Consider the following 17,716-nt stretch of genomic DNA (forward strand, 5'->3'; position numbering starts at 1 on the left):
CGCCACCATGGGCATCGAGCACCACGCACACTCAAGGTTCCCGGAATGTCACCGACAGTTTCCACGGTCCGGGTGCCTGCCGCCCTGAGTAGCAGTGAAGGTGAGGCCCATGAGCCCAATCAGTCGCAGGACCCTTGTTTTCGGCGGACTTGCCGCGGCCGGCGTCAGCGCCGTCCCGGTCCGCTCAGCCGTGATCGCAGCGACCGCGGCAGTCCCGTACCCGTTCCAGCTCGGTATCGCCTCCGGCGAACCCGACGCGAACAGCGTCGTCCTCTGGACCCGGCTGGCCCCGTCGCCCCTGAACGCCGACGGCCAGGGCGGGATGGCGAACGCCGACGTCGTCGTCGACTGGCAGGTGTCGACCACCGACACCTTCAGCACCCTCGTCGCGTTCGGTTCCGTGACCGCGCAGTACGCCGCCGCCCACTCGGTGCACGTCGTCGCGGGCGGCCTCAACCCGGACTCCGACTACTACTACCGCTTTCGCGCGCAGGGCCAGCTCTCACCCGTCGGCCGCACCCGCACCACCCCGGCGGTCGGCACGAACGGCCGTGACCTGGTGATGGCCTTCACCTCCTGCTCCCACTACGAGGAGGGGTACTTCACCGTCTACCGGCGGATGGCCGAGGAGAATCCGGGTGTCATCCTGCACCTGGGTGACTACATCTACGAGTACGGCCCCACCAGCGGACGCCCGCGGTTGCACCTCGGCAACGAGGTTGTGACGATCGCGGACTACCGCCGTCGGTACGCGCAGTACAAGACCGACCCGGATCTTCAGGCCGCGCACGCGGTCGCGCCGTGGATCGTCGTACCGGACGACCATGAAGTGGAGAACAACTACGCCGGCACGATCCGCGAGAACAACACCCCTGCGCTGACCGCCGCGCAATGGACTGCCCGTCGATCCGCGGCGTACCAGGCGTACTACGAGAACATGCCGCTGCGGCCCGCACAGGTGAACAGCGGCAACAGCATCCAGCTCTACCGGCGGTTGCGGTGGGGGAGTCTCGCGACGTTCCACATGCTCGACACCCGGCAGTACCGCGACGACCAGGCCTGTGGTGACGGGTGGAAGATCTGCTCCGACGCGGATCTGGCGACGCGCAGCCTGCCGGGCAACCCGCAGGAGACCTGGCTGCTGGACGGCCTCGGGCAGCACCTCGGCACGTGGGACATCATCGGCCAGCAGGTGTTCTTCGCGCGGCGGTTCAACTCGACCGGTGCGAGCATGGACTCCTGGGACGGCTACCGCGCGTCCCGGGCCCGGATCCAGCAGGGCTGGGTGGACCGTGCCGTCCGCAACCCCGTCGTGCTCACGGGCGACGTACACCGTGCCTGGGGCAACGACCTGAAGGCCGACTACAACAACGCGAACTCGGCAACCATCGGCAGCGAGTTGGTGACGAGCTCGGTGACGTCCAGCGGCGACGGCGACGCGACCACCGCGATCCCGGACGTGGGGACGAACCCGTGGTTGAAGTTCTACAGCAACCGGCGCGGCTACATTCGTGCGACGGTCAGCCCGACGCAGCTGAACGCCGACTTCCGTGCAGTGGCGAAGGTGTCGGAGCACGGCGCCGTGGCCTCGACGCTCAAGTCGTTCGTCGTCCAAGAGGGCCAGCCCGGCCTGCAGGCGGTGTGAGGCGATGATGAAGAAGACACTGGCCATCACCGCGCTGGCGGCGACGACTCTCACCTTCACCGCCACCACTGCGGACGCCCACATCGCCACACCGACCTGGGTGACCGCCAACAGCGTGGCCATCGGCGACCAGGACGCTCCGTCGGTTGCGACCAACCGCAACGGCTACGTGGCCGTGGCGTGGGAGGACGACCGCGACACCGACAACGCGACCGACAACGTACACAGCGAGATATTCCTTCGCGTGTTCCACAACGGGACGTCGCTGTACGAGGTCAAGCTGTCGGCCGGAGGCAGTAGTGGTGTGACCAACTGGCGTCACTTGCATCCCGACGTCGGACTGGATGACAAAGGCAACGCAGTCGTGGTGTGGCAGGACGACCCGGACGGCAACGGCTTCTACAACATCCCGTACCGCGTCGTGAATACCGCTGGCACGGTGACCGCAACCGGCAACGCCAACACCAGCGCCGATGGTCAACAGATCAACCCGCGCGTCGCTGTCGACCCTGATGGTGCGCCGACCAGTGCCGCGGTCGCGTTCACCGTGGTGTGGGAGGACATCCAGACTGGTGCGCAGGCCATGGTCAAGGCGGCCGGGTACACCGGGCCGACAACCCGGGCCTGGGAGGTCACGGCATCGCAGACGACCGGACAGCATCACAACCCGGACGTGGCCGTGTCGGCGTCCGGTGACGCGGTTGTGGTGTGGGACGAGGACGGGGACGCCAATGCGGCGTACAACATCGGGCTGATCCGGCTGGGACGGACCAACGGTGCGGCCACCCTGTCGCGCCGGATCGCGAACTTCAACGGCGGTGGCCAGCAGACGCACGCTGCGGTGGCGGCCAACTTCAACGGCGACTTCGCGGTCGCGTGGGAGTCGGACCACACCGGTACGGCGGGGGTGTGGACACGCTCCTTCGACTCCACCGGCGCCGCTCGGTACGCCGATGTCGAAGTGGCGGTCGGCGGCGAGGCGCCGTCGGTCGGCATCGACGATCAGTCGCAGTCGGTCGTCGGCTGGACCATCCAGGCCGCCGACCTCGATGTCTGGGTTCGCGGTTTCGGTACGGACGGTACTGACACGGGCCGCTTGTCGTCCCAGCAGCTCAGCTCCGTCACGGCCGGCCGCCAGGAACAGATGACGGTTGCGGTCTCGCCGTACGCCGAAGTGGCTGTCGCCTACACCGACGACAACGACGGCAACACCTACGACCAGGTCGTCCTGGGCACTGGAATCTCCAACAACAGTTGGTGAATCACCGCGTCGCCGGGGATACCGTGCTCAGCACGGCGTCCCCGGCCGTGACCACCTCGAGCCGGTCGATGTCGTGCAGCGGGATCGACGTACTGGCCGGCACGTCGGCCCGGTAGTTGCTCGGGGCCGCCCACCAGCCGGCCGTCTCGACGGTCCCGTCCCGGCCGTGCACGATCAGCATGCAGTGTTCACCGGGCTTGAGGTGGGTCATCCGGAGTTCGATGTCGGTGCCCCAGCCATGACTGGTCAGCTCGGCCGTGGTGTCGATGCCGCCGACGCCGTTCGTCGCCGTCCAGGTCGTCGAGTCCGGGTGGTCGATCACCTGCCATCCGAGCGCACCGCCGACGATCACCGCGGCTGCGGCCGCCAGCAGCCACCTGCGACGGACCGGCCGCTTCCGCAGTTGCAGTGGTGGCGGCTCCGGCTCGTGCGACTCGATGTCTTCGACAGGTACGACGTGCAGCAGTCCGGGCAGCTGGGCGAACTGGAGGAGGGCCTGGCGACAAGCGGCGCAGGTCTCGAGGTGCTGCTCGGTGGTACGCCGTTCCGCCGCATCGAGTGCACCGAGGACGTAGGCGCCGATCGTGATGGTCTCCGGGCACGTCATGGGCCGGTCACTCCTCGCTCCTCCAGGGCGGCGCGCAACGCGTGCAGCGCGTAGTAGCTCCTCGACTTCACCGTCCCGGGCGGAACCCCGAGGACGACCGCCGCCTCGGCGACGGTGCGCCGCCGGTAGAACAGTTCGATGATCACCTGCCGGTGGTCGTGGCTGAGGCCGTGCAGGACCTCGACCACCTGCCAGACCTGCAGCACGCGGTCGATGTCGTCACCGAGCGCCGGGAACTCGCGGTCCTCGATCGGTACCTCGGTCACCCGGGCGACGCGTTTGCGCTGTCCGGAGATGACCAGGTTGCGCGCGACCGTGAACAGCCAGCGGCCGGCCCGCTCAGGATCCAGGTCGGCCGAGTGCTTCCACGCCCGCGTCATCGTCTCCTGCACGATGTCCTCGGCGTACTGGCGATCTCCGCCCACCGAACGCAGGACGTAGCCGAACAACGGACGCCGGTACCTGTCGTACAGCGCGCGGATCACCGTGTCGTCATCCACACCCGACAGATACGCGGAAAAGCCGTCAAGGGTTCAACTGAACCTCCCGGCCCTCGAATGCGTACTCGTCAGGGAGAGGAGTGACCTCGGATGAAATCTGGGAAATTGTTGCTTGGAGCAATAGTCGGACTGGCGACGCTGACCGCGTGCGGGGGTGGCGGCGCGAACCAGGCGGCCGGGAACCCGCCGCCCGCCGAGAGCGGCGCCGTCTCCGTGCGGGCGGTCGACGGCGTCGGTCAGACCCTGGTCGACTCGGCCGGAAAGACGCTGTACTTCGCCGACCAGGAGGCCGGCGGCACGATCAGATGCACGGCGGGCTGCTTGAGCTTCTGGATGCCGGTCGCTGGATCCGCTGATGCGGCGAAGGAGATGCCCGGACTGGGAGTGGTCAAGCGGACCGACACTGGGAACGACCAGCTCACGTACCAAGGCAAGCCGCTGTACACGTTCAACCTGGACAACGGGCCGGGGCAAGGCAAGGGGAACAACGTGCAGGACGCGTTCGCCGGCACCGCCTTCACCTGGCACGCGGCGACCACCACGGCCGCAGCGCCGACGCAGGCGCCGTCATCCACGGGTGGTGGGGGCTACGGCTACTAGCGGGCGAACAGCGCGGTGAGGCGGCCGCGGGCGATGGATTTGGAGTCGATCGCCTTGAGCGCCTCGTCGAGCTTGGTGCCATCGGGCAGTCCGGTTGCCTGGGACAGCGCGTAGATCGTGAAGCGGTAATGATGAGTTCCACTCGGTGGGCAGGGACCGTAGTACGCGGACTTGCCGGCTGAGTTGGCGGCCTGCTTCGCGGTCGGCGGTAGCTGTCCTTCGGCGATCGACGCGGTCGTGGGCTGGAGGTCGAGCACGACCCAATGGGTGAAGGTGCCGCGTGGTGCATCCGGATCGTCGACCACGATCGCCAGCGCGCCGGTGCCGGCGGGCAGACCGGTCCACGTCAGCGGTGGTGAGACACCGTCGCCGTCGCACGTGTACTTGCGCGGGATCGGGCCGCCGTCGCGGAACGCCGTACTGGTCACGGTGATGCTGGCCGGGGCGGTGGTGGCGGGCTCCTTCGCCTGCCCACCACCGCACCCGGCCGTCAGGAAGAGGACGGTCGTCCACAGGCCGAGCCGTAGTCGCACCCCTTCAACGTACTGGTGTTACCGGCCGGGGACGAAGACGATCGCGTCGCCGACGGCGCGTTCGGCGCCACCGGTGCCGCTCGGGTGGTTGACCACCGTCCCGTCCTGCAGCGCCATCGCGGTGGAGCCGCCGCCGTCCAGGTTGATCGAGTTCCGCAGACCGAGCGCCTTCGCGACCGCGGCCGTCTCGTTCATCGTCGTACCGACGCTCGTCGTCTGCCGGCCGTCGATCGTCGCGAGCACGACCTTGCCGTCCCACGTGGTACCGGCGATCGTGCGCGGGTTGCGGTCGAAGAAGCTGCCGGTGCCGCCCGGTACGACGATCTCGCCGTTCGCCGTCAAGCGGTAGCGACCGGTCACGCCGTACAGGCCGCTGTGGAGCGGGACCTTGTCGCCGTTCTCGTTCGACACCTTCAGGTCGGTGTGGACGCAGCCCTTGACCTTCAGGAGCGCGACCGTCTCCTGGCCGGTCGCCTGGAGTGAGGTCTGGCTCGGAGTCAGGGTCGTGCCGCGCGTGGTCGCCGTCCGTAGGACGCATCCACGCCGATCCAGCACCACCTCGACGCCAGCGCCGGCCGGAGTCGCCGCAGCGAATTCGGGGGTGAACAGTACGACGTCACCCGGTGTGGTGCACGTGGTCTGGTCGGGCAGCGTGGCGCAGGCGGCCGGGATCACCGGCGGGTGGTTGACGAACTCGAGTGGGAGTTCGGCGCCGGTGGAGCGGTTCCGGATCGCGCCGGACCAGCTCAGGTGGCCCATGACCATCTTGTTGCTTTTGGCATCGATCAGAAGGTTGGCCTCGGTCGGGTCGGTCAGGGGCTCGCTCAGCAGTTTGCCGTCGGAGATACGAGGCCGACCGGGTCACCCGGGTACAGCGGGTCCGCCGTGAAGGTGAAGAAGGACGCGTTCACCCCGGCGAGCGCGCCCGCCGACTTCACCAGGTCCGAGGTCTTCTCGACGCGGGCCAGGTCGGGACCGTACGTCGTCTTGAGGTGGCCCTTCGACTTCGCCGGGTCGATGGTGAGCACATTGACGACCCACGGGCCGCGTGGCGTGGTGTTGATCTGGTCGGCCGGCGCCGGGTCGGTCCCACGCACGATCTGCGTCAGCGTGACCCCGCGAGCCAGCACCTGGCTGGTCCGGGTCTCCACCAGATCCGCGTCCCCGATCGGCAGCCCCTGTCCGGCCGGCACCAGCACAGCCGCCGTACCAACCCCATCGATCGGAGCCGCACCGGCGGACGGCGTCATCGCGGCCGTCAGCACACCCAACACCGCGGCCGCGCCCAGCGCAGCCCGGAATACTCGAGCGGAAGTAGTCATGCCGACCATCGTCGGGTCCGGTGGTGGAATCTTTCCACTCCAGCCGCTGACTGGGCAGCATCTGACAGGTTACGGTTCAGTGCCTCGGCGTGAGCCGGACGATGTGTCCTCGAACCCGGCCAGTCGGGTGACCCTACGGGATCCGTACAATCCGAATCTCAAAGTTTCTCTCGTGGGAGAGAGACGATGGACGTCAGAGAAACGGAGTTCGTACCGCATGCGCAGACGAGTACTTCGCACCTTGTCCGTCGCCGTCGGCGTGACAGCCATCCTGGTCGGCACCCAGACCGCTGCCCAGGCTGAGACTCGCGGCGGCACCAGCACGTGGCAAGAGGTTCAGCAGGACACTGCTGCCGGCTATTGCCGCGCAGAGGTGCAGCTGTATTCCAACAACTATGCTCGAGCGTTCTACTACAACGACCACGCGGGCTGGAACTGCACCATGCTGCTCGAGCGTTCGACCAACAACGGCGCGACCTGGTCGTCGGTGGCGGGAACCGCCATCCTCCAAAACCTGTCCGGGGCCGCGGACCTGGCCAGTACCGGCGAATACTGGGACGGACCCGGTTATCTCGCGCGGGCATGCTTCCATCTGAACTTCGCAGGCGCGGCCGAACACTGCACCTACGCTGTTTGAGCCTCGGCGGCAACGAAGTGCCGTGCCGATAGGACCAGCGGGCCTCAAAGGTGCAGAATTCCTTGCAGGCACGGCGCTTCGCCCTCGTTGTCAACCTCGGCCGCCCCCGGAGTTCCTCATGGACTCGTCGGATCGTGCCAGGCGATGGATCAGTGCCGCGGAACCAGCCGGATGACCGGAAGCTCGCGGTCGGTCTTCACCTGGTACTGCGCGAACCGCGGTGCGGCGGTCGTGATCTGGTCCCACGCTTGCGCGCGCTCCGGTCCGTGCAACTGTTCCGCGCGTACGTCCACGGTCTTGCCGTCGACGTCGATCCGGACCTGGTCGGGGTGGGCGGCGAGGTTGTAGTACCAGTCAGGGTTGCCTGGTGCGCCGGCCGCGGAGGCCACCACCAGCCAGCTCCCGTCGGTCCCGGGGAACCAGCCGACCGGCGTCGTCCGCTCGAGACCGCTCTTGCGACCGACTGTGGTCAGGGCCATCGCGTTGAAGCCCAGGAACTTGGCGCCGCGCCGACGGACACGCCGAGCCATCAGGCGGTTCATCCAGCTCATCATGCGCCCCTTCGGCTGGCGGGCGCCTCGCGTGCCTGGTTGGGTGTCGAAGCTCATCGCCCGTTCACCGCCTCGGCTGCGTGGACGGTGCGGGTGGTGGTGACGCGGTTGTCGTGAGTGAACGGCTTGGCTTCGAGGTTGAAGCTCCACGACACCGTCGGCGTGATGCGCAGGTAGGCGCCGGGGCCGAAGCGGCCGTCGCGTTCGACGAGTTCGGCGTTGCCGTAGATGCGCAGGTAGCGCGGGACCCACGGGGTGACGGACGCCAGGTCGTCCAGGATGACCGCGACCTTGGTGTTCCCGTCGCGGACATTGCGGAACTTGCGGGTCCTGGCGGGGTCCATGCCGCCGATGAACAGGTGCGTCCCGTCGTACTCGAACCCGACCGGTACGGCGTCCGGCTGGCCGTCGCTGGAGACGGTCGTGATCCGGGCCAGCTGCTGGGATCGCAGGTAGGCGAGCTCCTCGTCGCTGAAAGACATCGCTTCTCCTCGATAGTTAACGCCACGTACTGTACGCAATGTTAACTATACATGCCATGTACCTTAGTGGATGTGAGTGAGACGGAGACGCCCGGCGGTCCGGTGCGGGCTCGCGCCGCGAGGGACCTGCGCCCGGCTGCGCCGCTGCTGCACGCGGTCGACCTGGATGCGGACCGGATGGATGCCGCGGCGGGGCTGCTGCAGCTCACGGGCGTGGTACAGGGCATCTACGCGAGCCTCTCCGAACGGCACGACCTGACGCCGGTCCAGGCCAGGTTGCTCTGCGTCCTGCTCGGTGGTCCGAAGGGAATGGCCGAGCTGGCGCAGTGCTTCGGCGTCGAGAAGGCCGCGCTGACCGGCTTGATGGACAGGGCCGAGAAGCGTGGGCTGGCCGAGCGTTCGCGGGTTCCCGGCGACCGGCGGGCCGTTCAGGTGACGCTCACCGACGCCGGCCACCGAGCGGCGACGGCCTTCCATGCCGACGTCAGCGACGCGCTGAACCAGCTGCTCGAGCCACTCGGGGCTCCCGACCGTGAACACTTCCGCGCGACCATGGCCGGCATCATCGACACGTGCCGGTCCGCACACGGTGCGTGCTGAGCGTCCAACCGGTGAAACCGGCCCCGGGTTCGGGGTGAACCGTTCCTATACGATCCAGCCGTGCCGAAGCCGTTGAGCGCCTGAAGTGTCCGCCGTCGTCGGTGCCTTCGTTGCGCTGGTCTCGGTGGCCGTGCTCGGGTATGTCGTCGGGCTGATCGGCGTACTGCGGGCTCAGGACGAGCTGGTGCTGTCCCGGCTGGCGTTCTTCGTGGCGACGCCGGCGTTGCTGTTCACGACCGTCGCCCGCGCGGACCTGCATTCGATCTTCTCGGTCGTCTTGGTGACCAACGTGGCCAGCCTGTTCGTGGTCCAGGTGATCTTCCTGCTGGCGGCCGCGCTGATCTGGCGACGGACGAGATCCGAGGCGACGATCGGCGTACTCGCGTCGTCGTACGTGAACGCGGGCAACCTCGGCGTACCGGTGGCGGCGTACGTGCTCGGGGTGGGCGCGGTGGTCGCGCCGATCCTGTTGTTCCAGTTGCTGGTGATGGCGCCGATCGCGTTCGCCGTACTCGATGGTGATCGGCAGGGGACCGGCCGGCGGGTGTCGTTGCGGACCGTGGTGGCCCGTCCGTTCCGCAATCCGCTGACTGTTGCGTCCCTGCTCGGGCTGCTCTGCGCCGCGCTGGGGGTGCACCTCCCGACCCTCGTGATGCGCCCGATCGACCTCATCGCCGCTGCGGCCGTGCCTGTCGCTCTGGTCGCCTACGGACTCAGCCTGAGCGCCGGCACCAAGGACTCGATCACGCTGCAGCGGGACGTCGTACTGGCCGTGCTCCTGAAGACGATGGTGCAGCCGCTTGCGGCGTACGCCGTTGGGCGCTGGGTGCTCGACCTCCACGGCGCGGCCCTGCTGGCGCCGACCTTGCTTGCCGCGCTACCGACCGCGCAGAACGTCTATGTGTACGCCGTTCACTACCGCAGCAGCCGCACGCTCGCACGGAGTGTGGTCCTGTTGAGCACGCTGCTGTCCATCCCGATCATGATCGCCATCGCAGGCCTGCTGGGCTGACTCACTTCATCGCGTCGAAGGCTTCCTCGGCCACCGGGGCGACCTGATCCACGGCGACGCCCTCGTTGGCGGACTGGGCGATGACGGTCAGGGTGTTCGAACCGCGGTAGCACTGGGTGGGGAGGTTGCCGGTGGATTCGACGCAGGTGGAGTTGCCGACCTTCTTGACCTTGTCCGGGGTCGCGCCGGAGTCCGCGACGGTCTTGTTGATGTCGACCTTGCCGCGGAGCGCGATCACCACGAACATCCGGTTGCCGTCGATGGTCCCGTACGCCTCGACCGTCGCCTGCTTCCCGTCGTTGATCCGGCTCAACGCCTGCCGGGTCTGATCCAGCTGCAACTGGCCGCGGATCTCCTGATCGGTGATCCGGTCCAGCCCCGCGAGCTTCGCCGGCGGGGTGATCCCGCGCGCCGTGTTCAGCCGGTTGAGCGGCCCCAGGCCCCACACGTACCCCAGCAATGCCAGCACGATGATCGCGACCAGCGCGACACCGACCGTCAGCCAAGGCCCTCGCAGCCGAATCCGCCGATACCACTTCTTCTTCACACCAGAATCCGAAGCGTCGGTTGCTGGAGTTCGCTGCCACCACTTCTTGGCGGTGGCGGTGGCGGTGGCGGTTGCAGTCGCGGCGCCGGTGGTCGCCGTGGCCGCAGCCGCCGGTGCCTTCCCGGCAGGCTCGGCCGGTGCCGTGTCGTCCGCGCCCACCGGCGCCAGCTCGGTCGTGGTCTCCGCAGCCGTCGCGGTGCTGTCATCCGCAGCCGTCGCGGTGGTCTCGTCTGCCGGCTTCGCGTTCGTTGTGGTGCTGTCCGCGGGTTCGGAAGCAGGGGTGGCGGGAGCCTCGGGGGTTGGGCGGGCCGGGGTGGTGGGGTCGCTCATGGGGCTGGCTCCTCGGACGTGCGGTCGCGCGGTTCGGACCCGATGGTTCCACATCGAGACAAATCCGCTCCGTAGCGTAGTCGTTCGGTTCGCGGTCTTCGGCCCTGGCTCTTCAAGAGCAGGGGACTAGTCCAGCATCTCTCGTGGCGCCGAACGGCCGGTGCCCGCCTCCCCGGAAGGGGGCGGGCACCGGGCGAAACGGATGCGTTCAGAGGGCGGCGACGACCTTGATCGCGTCGGTGCTGTCCGGGTGCCAGATGATCTCGCCGGTGATCCGGCCGGCCGCCCGCAGATCGGGCTCGGCCCGCTCGGCCAGCGTCAGCCGGGCGGCAGGTCCGGTGACCTCGACCTTGCTGACCTCGGTCTTCATCGAGACCTGCGCCTCCGACTTGGCGCCACGGATCCCCGCGAGCACTTCGGAGACCGCATCCAGGACCTCGGGCTCCTGGTCGGCGACCGCGAGGTCGGCGTCCGGCGTCGGCCAGCTGGTCAGGTGGATCGAACCCTCCTGCCACCACGACCAGACCTCCTCGGTCGCATACGGCAGGTACGGCGCCAGCAGCCGCAACTGGACCGACAACGCAACTGCCAACGCCGCCTTCGCCGAAGCAGCGCCGGCGTCGCCCTGACCGCCGTATGCGCGCTCCTTCACCAGTTCGACGTAGTCGTCGCAGAACGTCCAGAAGAACCGCTCACTGACCTCGAGAGCACCTGTGTAGTCGTACCGCTCGAAGGCAGCCGTCGCGTCCGCGACGACCGACCGCAGTCGCTGCAGCATCGCCAGGTCGACGGGCTCCGTGACCGCCGCCGGATCGACCGTCGACGCCCCGAACCCGAGAACGAACTTCGATGCGTTCAGGACCTTGATCGCCAGCCGCCGCCCGACCTTCATCTGCGACTCGTCGAACGGCGAGTCCAGCCCCGGCCGGGTCATCGCGGCCCGCCACCGGACCGCGTCCGAGCCGAATTTGGTCAGGATCTCGTCCGGGATGATCGCGTTGCCCTTGGACTTGCTGAACTTCTTGCGGTCCGGGTCGACAACGAAACCGGAGATCATCGACCGCGCCCACGGCAGCGTGCCGTTCTCGAAGTGGGCCCGGACGACGCGGGAGAACAGCCAGGTACGGATGATCTCGTGCGCATGCGTGTTCAGGTCCATCGGGAACGTCCGGCGGAACAAGTCCTCGTCCCGCTCCCAGCCACAGACGATGTGCGGCGTCAGCGACGACGTGGCCCATGTGTCCATCACATCCGGGTCCGCCACGAACCCACCGGCCTTGCCGCGCCGGGATTCGTCGTACCCACGCGGTGCCTGCGAGGTCGGGTCGATCGGGAGCTCCGCCTCTGAAGGCATCAGCGGGTGGTCGTAGTCCGGCTCGCCCTCGGCGTCGAGCGGATACCAGACCGGGAAGGGGACGCCGAAGAAGCGCTGGCGGGAGATCAGCCAGTCACCATTCAGCCCCTCGACCCAGTTCAGGTATCGGTGCCGCATGTGGTCCGGGACCCAGGCCAGTTCGTTGCCCCGGTCGATGAACTCCTGCTTGAGCTCGGCGTCCCGGCCGCCGTTCTTGATGTACCACTGGCGGGTCGAGACGATCTCCAGCGGCTTGTCGCCCTTCTCGTAGAAGTTCGCCATCCGCTGGGTCGGCATCGGCTCACCGTCCAGGTCGCCGCTCTCGCGCAGCTTCGCGACGATCAGCTCACGCGCGCTGAACACGGTCTTGCCGGCCAGTTCGCCGTACAGCTCCGAGCCTTCCAGCCACTGCGGCGTCTCGCGGAGCAGTCGGCCGTCGCGGCCGATGACCGTGCGGGTCGGAAGCTGCAGCTCGCGCCACCACTGGACGTCGGTCAGGTCGCCGAACGTGCAGCACATCGCGATGCCGGCTCCCTTGTCCGGCTCGGCCGCCTCGTGTGCGAGGACCGGCAGCTCGACGCCGAACAGTGGCGACGTCACGGTCTTGCCGAACAAGCCCTGGTACCGCTCGTCGTCCGGGTGCGCGATCAGCGCGACACAGGCCGGGATCAGCTCCGGCCTGGTCGTCTCGATATAGACCGGCCCGTGCGGCGCGTGGAATGCGATCCGGTGGAAGAAGCCGGGATAGTTCCGCGCCTCCAGCTCGGCCTGCGCGACCGCGGTCTGGAACGTGACGTCCCACATTGTCGGCGCCTCGGACAGGTACGCCTCGCCGCGGGCGAAGTTCCGCAGGAACGCCCGCTGGGACGTACGACGTGAGTCCTCGGAGATCGTGGTGTAAAGGTACGACCAGTCGACGCTGAGGCCGACCTTCCGCCACATCGCCTCGAACGCCTGCTCGTCGATGTGGGTCAGCTCACCGCACAGGTCGACGAAGTTCTGCCGGGAGATCGGCAGCTGACGCTTCGGGTCCGGCTTCGCCGGCGGGGTGAAGTCGGGGTCGTACGGCAGCGACGGGTCGCACCGGACGCCGTAGTAGTTCTGGACCCGGCGCTCGGTGGGCAGGCCGTTGTCGTCCCAGCCGATCGGGTAGAAGACCTTCTTGCCGCGCATCCGCTGGAAGCGGGCGACCAGATCGGTGTGGGTGTAGCTGAAGATGTGGCCGACGTGCAGCGACCCGGAGACCGTCGGCGGGGGCGTGTCGATGGAGTACACATCGGCGCGCTCGGCGGTGCGGTCGAAGGCGTAGGTCTGCTGTTCCTTCCATACGGCAGCCCACTTCTCCTCGAGACCTTCGAGGCTGGGCTTGTCTGGAACACGGGACGTCAGGCTCATGCGCACAATCGTAGTGGTTGTCAAGGGGTGCTCCGACCGGTTATCCACAGCGCTCACTAGACTCGGTGTTCTGATGAGCGACCTTTCCTACGCCGAGGTATCGGCACGGCTTCAGCAAAGATGGCCGGAGCACAAGATCGAGCCCACGCTGGACCGGATCCAACGGCTGGTCGAGCTGCTCGGCGACCCGCAGAAGGCCTACCCCGTGGTGCATCTGACCGGGACCAACGGCAAGACCTCGACCGCGCGGATGATCGACACCCTGCTCCGCGAGGCGGGCCTGCGCACCGGCCGGTTCACCAGCCCGCACCTGGAGTCGGTCCGGGAGCGGATCACCCTGGACGGCGAACCGATCAGCGAGCAACTCTTCGTCGACGCGTACGCCGAGATCGCGCCGTACCTGGACGTGGTCGACGCCGAGCAGGAACATCCGCTGTCGTTCTTCGAGGTGATGACCGCGATGGCGTTCGCGGTCTTCGCGGACGCGCCCGTCGACGTGGCCGTCATCGAGGTCGGCCTCGGCGGCACCTGGGACTCCACCAACGTCGCCGACGGGACCGTCTCGGTGATCACCCCGGTGGCGGTCGACCACGCGCACATCCTCGGCGCGGATCCGGTCACCATCGCCCGGGACAAGGCCGGCATCATCAAGCCCGGCGGTACGACGGTGATGTCGCAGCAGAGCCTGGACGTCTTCGAGGTGCTGCTGGCCAAGGCCGCCGAGGTCGGTTCGCAGGTCGCCCGCGAAGGGATCGAGTTCGGCGTCACGGGCCGCTCGGTCGCGGTCGGTGGCCAGCTGATCGATATCAAGGGCCTGGGCGGAGAGTACGACGAGATCTACGTCCCCCTGCACGGTGAGTACCAGGCGCACAATGCGGCTACCGCGGTCGCTGCCGTCGAAGCGCTGCTGGGCGCAGGCCCGCAGGCCGAGGGGCGGGTCAGCACCGAACTGCTCCAGGCCGGCTTCGCCCAGGTCACCAGCCCCGGCCGGATGGAGGTCGTCCGGACCAGCCCGACGATCATCGTCGACGCCGCGCACAACCCGCATGGCGCCGAGGCGACCGCGGCCACGGTCTCCGAGGCGTTCGCGTTCCAGCCACTGATCGGCGTCCTCGGCTGCATGAAGGACAAGGACGTGTACGGCGTTCTCGAGGCGTTCGAGCCGATCATGGAGACGGTCGTGTGCACCCGGAACAGCTTCGTCGAACGTTCGATGCCGGCCGAGGAGCTGGGAGAGCTGGCGATGGAGATCTTCGGTGAGGATCGGGTGCTGGTCCGGCCGCATCTGATCGACGCGATCGACGACGCGATCCGGCTGGCCGAGGAGAACGCGATCGCCATGGGGACGGGCGGCGTACTGATCACCGGATCCGTCATCACCGCCGGCGAAGCGCGCACCCTGCTGGTCCGCAAACCGAAGGACGAGCAATGAGGTCGCTCGCCTCGATCGTGCTCGGTTTCGAGGCGTTGCTGCTCGCGTTGGTGACGCCGGTGATGATCTCGGTTGCCGACGTCCGGCCCGGGGTGGCGGTGCCGGTCTGCATCGGGCTCGCCGTACTGGCGATCATCGCCGCCGGTCTGCTGCGTTTCCAGCTCGGCTACATCCTCGGGTCGGTGGTCCAGGTCGGCGCGGTCGGCCTCGGCTTCGTCGTACCGGTGATGTTCGTGCTCGGGCTCGCGTTCGCGGGCTTCTGGGTGGCCGCCATCGTCCTCGGCCGCCGCATCGAGGAAGCCAAGAAGGCACAGGAAGCACAGAGCGGTTAGGCTCGGCGCCCCGACCTACTTCGAGAAAGAGTTGACAGATGTCGCAGCGCACCCTGGTCCTGCTGAAGCCCGACACGGTCCGCCGTGGCCTGGTGGGCGAGGTGCTGGGCCGGTTCGAGGCCAAAGGGCTCCGGATCGTCGCGATGGACCAGCGCACGATCGACGCTGAGCTGGCCGACCAGCACTACGCCGAGCACGTCGAGAAGGCGTTCTACCCGCCGCTGCGCGACTTCGTCATCAGCGGCCCGCTGGTCGCTCTGGTCCTCGAAGGAGACGAGGCGGTCGAGGTGGTCCGCGCGCTGAACGGCGCCACCGACGGCCGCAAGGCCGCCCCCGGCACCATCCGGGGCGACCTCTCGCTGTCCAACCGCGAGAACCTCGTGCACGGCTCCGACTCCGAGGAGTCCGCCGCCCGCGAAATCAAGATCTGGTTCCCCGACCTCCCATGATCTAAGGGGTCCGCGGCCCGCTGGGGACTGCTGGTGAAGAAACGGATACGATACGTGCCTGGGCGGACGGGTCGTGTCGGTCCATGGGCTGGGCGCGGGCGGCGCTTAGCCTGATCGGGGACCGAGTGGGAGGTGCCGCGGTGGCGAACAGCATGCTCGGCCGCGACATGGCGGTCGATCTCGGGACGGCGAACACACTCGTCTACGTCCGTGGTCGGGGCGTCGTACTGAACGAGCCCTCGGTGGTGGCCACCCGGACCGACGAACCGCGCGAGGCGGTCGCGTTCGGGCACGAGGCGAAGAAGATGATCGGCCGGACGCCCGGCAACATCACCGCGATCCGCCCCCTGAAGGACGGCGTGATCGCCGACTTCGACGCCGCCGAGCAGATGCTGCGCTACTTCATCCAGCGGGTGCACCGGCGCCGGTACTTCGCCAAGCCGCGGATCGTGGTCTGCGTGCCGTCCGGGATCACCGCGGTCGAGCAGCGCGCGGTCCGCGACGCCGGATACATGGCCGGGGCCCGCAAGGTCTACATCATCGAGGAGCCGATGGCCGCCGCGCTCGGCTCCAACCTCGAGGTCCGCGACGCCACCGGCAACATGGTGGTCGACATCGGCGGCGGTACGACGGAGGTCGCGGTCATCTCGTTCGGCGGCATCGTCACCAGTCAGTCGATCCGGGTGGCCGGTGACGCCATCGACAAGGCAGTTGTGAACTACTGCAAGAAGGAGTACTCGCTGATGCTCGGCGAGGCGACCTCCGAGCAGATCAAGATGACGATCGGGTCGGCGTTCCCGACCACCGACGGGCCGGACAGCGAGATCCGCGGCCGGGACATGGTGTCCGGCCTGCCGCGGACCGTGAAGGTCTCGTCGTCGAACATCCGGCAGGCGATCGAGGAGCCGATCACCGCGATCGTCGACGCGGTCAAGGCCACCCTGGACAAGACCCCGCCGGAGCTGGCCGGCGACATCGTCGACCGCGGCATCGTGCTGACCGGCGGCGGCGCGCTGCTGAAGGGCATGGACGAGCGGCTGCGGCACGAGACCGGTATCCCGATCCACGTGGCGGAGAACCCGTTGGACGCCGTCGTGCTCGGCGCCGGCAAGTGCGTCGACAACATCGAGACGCTGAACCGCATTCTGGTAACTGACAACCGGCGCTGAGGTTCCACCGATGCTCAAAGACCTCGGTACTCCGGCCCGGAGCGCGTTCCGTTCGGCCGGTGCACCGCTCCGCTCAGCCGGCACGCCGCGCGGGGTCCGCCGCCGCCGGACCGTGCTGGTCCTGGTCGTACTGGCCTGCTTCACGTTGATCGTGCTGGACGCCCGGCGCTCGGCCGGCTCGCCGGTGGAGCCGCTGCGCGAGGCCGCGGCGGGCGTGTTCGGCCCGCTCGAGTCGACCGCGACCTCGGCCCGGCAGCCTGTGGACAACCTCCGCGACCGGTTCGCGGAAATGGATAGGTTGAAAGCAGAGAACGAAAAACTGAAGAAGGACAACGAGGACCTGACCCGGGAGCTGAACACCTCCGACTACGCCCGCAACCGGGCCACGGAGCTGGACCAGCTGCTCAAGCTCGCGCCGGCGTACGCGATGACGCCGGCCCGGGTGATCGGGATCGGCAGTGCCCAGAGCTTCAACCACACGGTCACGATCGACGCCGGTACGGCGGACGGCGTGCACGTCGACATGACCGTGCTGAACGGGACCGGTCTGGTCGGCCGGGTGGTGCGGACCACCCAGGGGACCGCGACCGTGCTGCTGATCGGCGACCGCAACTCGACCGTGGGCGGCCGGCTGAACGCGACGATGGCGCTCGGCTTCGTCTCCGGCCGCGGCGAGGTGGCGGGCACCCTCGACTACAAGCTGGTCGACCTGAAAGCGCGGCCGAAGGTCGGCGACCGGATCGTCACCTGGGGCTCCAGCGGCAACGCGCCGTACGTGCCGGGGGTCCCGATCGGTGTCGTCACCTCCGTCACGCCGAACGAGGGCTCCCTCGGGTCCACCGCGACGATCAAGCCGTACGTCGATCCGACCCGGATCGACACGGTCGGCGTGGTGACCGGACCACCGGCCCGGGCACCGCGCACCCAACTCAAACCTCCAGCAGGAAAGGGGAACTGA

Annotated in this window: 20 protein-coding genes; 11 read left to right on the forward strand and 9 right to left on the reverse strand. The window is 68.2% G+C overall.

Going from position 1 to position 17,716, the window contains the following annotated elements:
- The first annotated feature begins 109 nt into the window (after positions 1 to 109).
- Complete coding sequence (locus tag OG555_RS25910) at positions 110 to 1,645, forward strand: alkaline phosphatase D family protein (protein WP_329475144.1); 1,536 nt, start codon at positions 110 to 112, stop codon at positions 1,643 to 1,645.
- Positions 1,646 to 1,649: 4 nt separating this feature from the next.
- Entirely contained in the window at positions 1,650 to 2,906 is a 1,257-nt protein-coding gene (locus OG555_RS25915; protein ID WP_329475145.1) for a hypothetical protein, read from the forward strand.
- Position 2,907: 1 nt separating this feature from the next.
- On the opposite strand, the gene OG555_RS25920 is transcribed toward OG555_RS25915, so the two are convergent.
- Together OG555_RS25920 and OG555_RS25925 are read right to left on the reverse strand one after the other, a co-directional pair.
- Entirely contained in the window at positions 2,908 to 3,513 is a 606-nt protein-coding gene (locus tag OG555_RS25920) for an anti-sigma factor family protein (protein ID WP_329475146.1), read from the reverse strand.
- Positions 3,510 to 4,013, reverse strand: coding sequence for a sigma-70 family RNA polymerase sigma factor (locus OG555_RS25925; protein ID WP_329475147.1), 504 nt, complete (start codon positions 4,011 to 4,013; stop codon positions 3,510 to 3,512). Before OG555_RS25925 ends, OG555_RS25920 begins: the two co-directional genes overlap by 4 nt.
- A 90-nt stretch (positions 4,014 to 4,103) precedes the next feature.
- Between OG555_RS25925 and OG555_RS25930 the strand changes: the two genes are divergently transcribed.
- Entirely contained in the window at positions 4,104 to 4,613 is a 510-nt protein-coding gene (locus tag OG555_RS25930) for a COG4315 family predicted lipoprotein (protein WP_329475148.1), read from the forward strand.
- Here OG555_RS25930 and OG555_RS25935 read toward each other — a convergent pair.
- From OG555_RS25935 to OG555_RS25945, 3 genes are all read right to left on the reverse strand, one after another.
- Positions 4,610 to 5,146, reverse strand: coding sequence for a YbhB/YbcL family Raf kinase inhibitor-like protein (locus OG555_RS25935; RefSeq protein WP_329475149.1), 537 nt, complete (start codon positions 5,144 to 5,146; stop codon positions 4,610 to 4,612). The two genes, OG555_RS25930 and OG555_RS25935, sit on opposite strands and share 4 nt — an antisense overlap.
- Positions 5,147 to 5,164: 18 nt before the next feature.
- Entirely contained in the window at positions 5,165 to 5,905 is a 741-nt protein-coding gene (locus tag OG555_RS25940; protein ID WP_329475150.1) for a phosphodiester glycosidase family protein, read from the reverse strand.
- A 65-nt stretch (positions 5,906 to 5,970) separates the two neighbouring features.
- The gene (locus OG555_RS25945; RefSeq protein ID WP_329475151.1) at positions 5,971 to 6,468 is read right to left on the reverse strand and encodes a hypothetical protein; all 498 of its coding nucleotides are present in this window, start codon (positions 6,466 to 6,468) and stop codon (positions 5,971 to 5,973) included.
- Positions 6,469 to 6,685: 217 nt separating this feature from the next.
- On the opposite strand from OG555_RS25945, the gene OG555_RS25950 reads away from it, so the two are divergent.
- Positions 6,686 to 7,105 carry a hypothetical protein gene (locus OG555_RS25950; RefSeq protein WP_329475152.1) on the forward strand — a complete coding sequence of 140 codons (420 nt, stop codon included), beginning with the start codon at positions 6,686 to 6,688 and terminating at the stop codon, positions 7,103 to 7,105.
- Between the two features lie 149 nt (positions 7,106 to 7,254).
- Here the strand turns inward: OG555_RS25950 and OG555_RS25955 are convergent, their stop codons facing one another.
- Both OG555_RS25955 and OG555_RS25960 read right to left on the reverse strand, forming a co-directional pair.
- The gene (locus tag OG555_RS25955; protein WP_329475153.1) at positions 7,255 to 7,647 is read right to left on the reverse strand and encodes a nitroreductase/quinone reductase family protein; all 393 of its coding nucleotides are present in this window, start codon (positions 7,645 to 7,647) and stop codon (positions 7,255 to 7,257) included.
- Positions 7,648 to 7,709: 62 nt separating this feature from the next.
- A complete protein-coding gene (locus OG555_RS25960) occupies positions 7,710 to 8,138 on the reverse strand; it encodes a PPOX class F420-dependent oxidoreductase (RefSeq protein ID WP_329475154.1) in 429 nt (142 codons plus the stop codon).
- A 72-nt stretch (positions 8,139 to 8,210) separates the two neighbouring features.
- Here OG555_RS25960 and OG555_RS25965 point away from each other — a divergent pair, with 72 nt between their 5' ends.
- Positions 8,211 to 8,738, forward strand: coding sequence for a MarR family winged helix-turn-helix transcriptional regulator (locus OG555_RS25965; RefSeq protein ID WP_329475155.1), 528 nt, complete (start codon positions 8,211 to 8,213; stop codon positions 8,736 to 8,738).
- Between the two features lie 85 nt (positions 8,739 to 8,823).
- A complete protein-coding gene (locus tag OG555_RS25970; protein ID WP_329475156.1) occupies positions 8,824 to 9,750 on the forward strand; it encodes an AEC family transporter in 927 nt (308 codons plus the stop codon).
- A 1-nt stretch (position 9,751) separates the two neighbouring features.
- On the opposite strand, the gene OG555_RS25975 is transcribed toward OG555_RS25970, so the two are convergent.
- Together OG555_RS25975 and valS are read right to left on the reverse strand one after the other, a co-directional pair.
- Positions 9,752 to 10,627: a hypothetical protein gene (locus tag OG555_RS25975; RefSeq protein ID WP_329475157.1), complete on the reverse strand. Its 876-nt coding sequence runs from the start codon at positions 10,625 to 10,627 to the stop codon at positions 9,752 to 9,754.
- A gap of 208 nt (positions 10,628 to 10,835) precedes the next feature.
- Positions 10,836 to 13,376, reverse strand: a complete 2,541-nt coding sequence (gene valS, locus OG555_RS25980) for a valine--tRNA ligase (protein WP_329475158.1) — start codon at positions 13,374 to 13,376, stop codon at positions 10,836 to 10,838.
- A gap of 73 nt (positions 13,377 to 13,449) precedes the next feature.
- Here valS and OG555_RS25985 point away from each other — a divergent pair, with 73 nt between their 5' ends.
- The 5 genes from OG555_RS25985 to mreC all read left to right on the forward strand — a co-directional run bounded on the left by OG555_RS25985 (position 13,450) and on the right by mreC (position 17,716).
- Positions 13,450 to 14,808, forward strand: coding sequence for a bifunctional folylpolyglutamate synthase/dihydrofolate synthase (locus OG555_RS25985; protein WP_329475159.1), 1,359 nt, complete (start codon positions 13,450 to 13,452; stop codon positions 14,806 to 14,808).
- Positions 14,805 to 15,140 carry a DUF4233 domain-containing protein gene (locus OG555_RS25990; protein WP_329475160.1) on the forward strand — a complete coding sequence of 112 codons (336 nt, stop codon included), beginning with the start codon at positions 14,805 to 14,807 and terminating at the stop codon, positions 15,138 to 15,140. Before OG555_RS25985 ends, OG555_RS25990 begins: the two co-directional genes overlap by 4 nt.
- Positions 15,141 to 15,178: 38 nt before the next feature.
- On the forward strand, positions 15,179 to 15,589 hold the full coding sequence (gene ndk, locus OG555_RS25995) for a nucleoside-diphosphate kinase (protein ID WP_329475161.1): 411 nt from the start codon (positions 15,179 to 15,181) through the stop codon (positions 15,587 to 15,589).
- Between the two features lie 140 nt (positions 15,590 to 15,729).
- Positions 15,730 to 16,758 (forward strand): rod shape-determining protein, encoded by a 1,029-nt coding sequence (locus OG555_RS26000; RefSeq protein ID WP_442914065.1) that lies wholly within the window; start codon positions 15,730 to 15,732, stop codon positions 16,756 to 16,758.
- Positions 16,759 to 16,768: 10 nt separating this feature from the next.
- A complete protein-coding gene (gene mreC / locus OG555_RS26005; protein ID WP_329475162.1) occupies positions 16,769 to 17,716 on the forward strand; it encodes a rod shape-determining protein MreC in 948 nt (315 codons plus the stop codon).

Origin of the sequence: Kribbella sp. NBC_01484, assembly GCF_036227145.1 — a bacterium.
Taxonomy (GTDB): Bacteria; Actinomycetota; Actinomycetes; order Propionibacteriales; family Kribbellaceae; genus Kribbella.

What these genes read in the sequence shown, in the direction of transcription:
- OG555_RS25985 (WP_329475159.1), top strand. Translation starts at nt 13,450, where the DNA reads ATGAGCGACCTTTCCTACGCCGAGGTATCGGCACGGCTTCAGCAAAGA.
- mreC (WP_329475162.1), top strand. Translation starts at nt 16,769, where the DNA reads ATGCTCAAAGACCTCGGTACTCCGGCCCGGAGCGCGTTCCGTTCGGCC.
- OG555_RS25920 (WP_329475146.1), bottom strand. Translation starts at nt 3,513, where the DNA reads ATGACGTGCCCGGAGACCATCACGATCGGCGCCTACGTCCTCGGTGCA.
- valS (WP_329475158.1), bottom strand. Translation starts at nt 13,376, where the DNA reads ATGAGCCTGACGTCCCGTGTTCCAGACAAGCCCAGCCTCGAAGGTCTC.
- OG555_RS25910 (WP_329475144.1), top strand. Translation starts at nt 110, where the DNA reads ATGAGCCCAATCAGTCGCAGGACCCTTGTTTTCGGCGGACTTGCCGCG.
- OG555_RS25930 (WP_329475148.1), top strand. Translation starts at nt 4,104, where the DNA reads ATGAAATCTGGGAAATTGTTGCTTGGAGCAATAGTCGGACTGGCGACG.
- OG555_RS25945 (WP_329475151.1), bottom strand. Translation starts at nt 6,468, where the DNA reads ATGACTACTTCCGCTCGAGTATTCCGGGCTGCGCTGGGCGCGGCCGCG.
- OG555_RS25950 (WP_329475152.1), top strand. Translation starts at nt 6,686, where the DNA reads ATGCGCAGACGAGTACTTCGCACCTTGTCCGTCGCCGTCGGCGTGACA.
- OG555_RS25990 (WP_329475160.1), top strand. Translation starts at nt 14,805, where the DNA reads ATGAGGTCGCTCGCCTCGATCGTGCTCGGTTTCGAGGCGTTGCTGCTC.
- OG555_RS25940 (WP_329475150.1), bottom strand. Translation starts at nt 5,905, where the DNA reads ATGGGCCACCTGAGCTGGTCCGGCGCGATCCGGAACCGCTCCACCGGC.
- OG555_RS25955 (WP_329475153.1), bottom strand. Translation starts at nt 7,647, where the DNA reads ATGAACCGCCTGATGGCTCGGCGTGTCCGTCGGCGCGGCGCCAAGTTC.
- ndk (WP_329475161.1), top strand. Translation starts at nt 15,179, where the DNA reads ATGTCGCAGCGCACCCTGGTCCTGCTGAAGCCCGACACGGTCCGCCGT.
- OG555_RS25915 (WP_329475145.1), top strand. Translation starts at nt 1,650, where the DNA reads ATGATGAAGAAGACACTGGCCATCACCGCGCTGGCGGCGACGACTCTC.
- OG555_RS25960 (WP_329475154.1), bottom strand. Translation starts at nt 8,138, where the DNA reads ATGTCTTTCAGCGACGAGGAGCTCGCCTACCTGCGATCCCAGCAGCTG.
- OG555_RS25975 (WP_329475157.1), bottom strand. Translation starts at nt 10,627, where the DNA reads ATGAGCGACCCCACCACCCCGGCCCGCCCAACCCCCGAGGCTCCCGCC.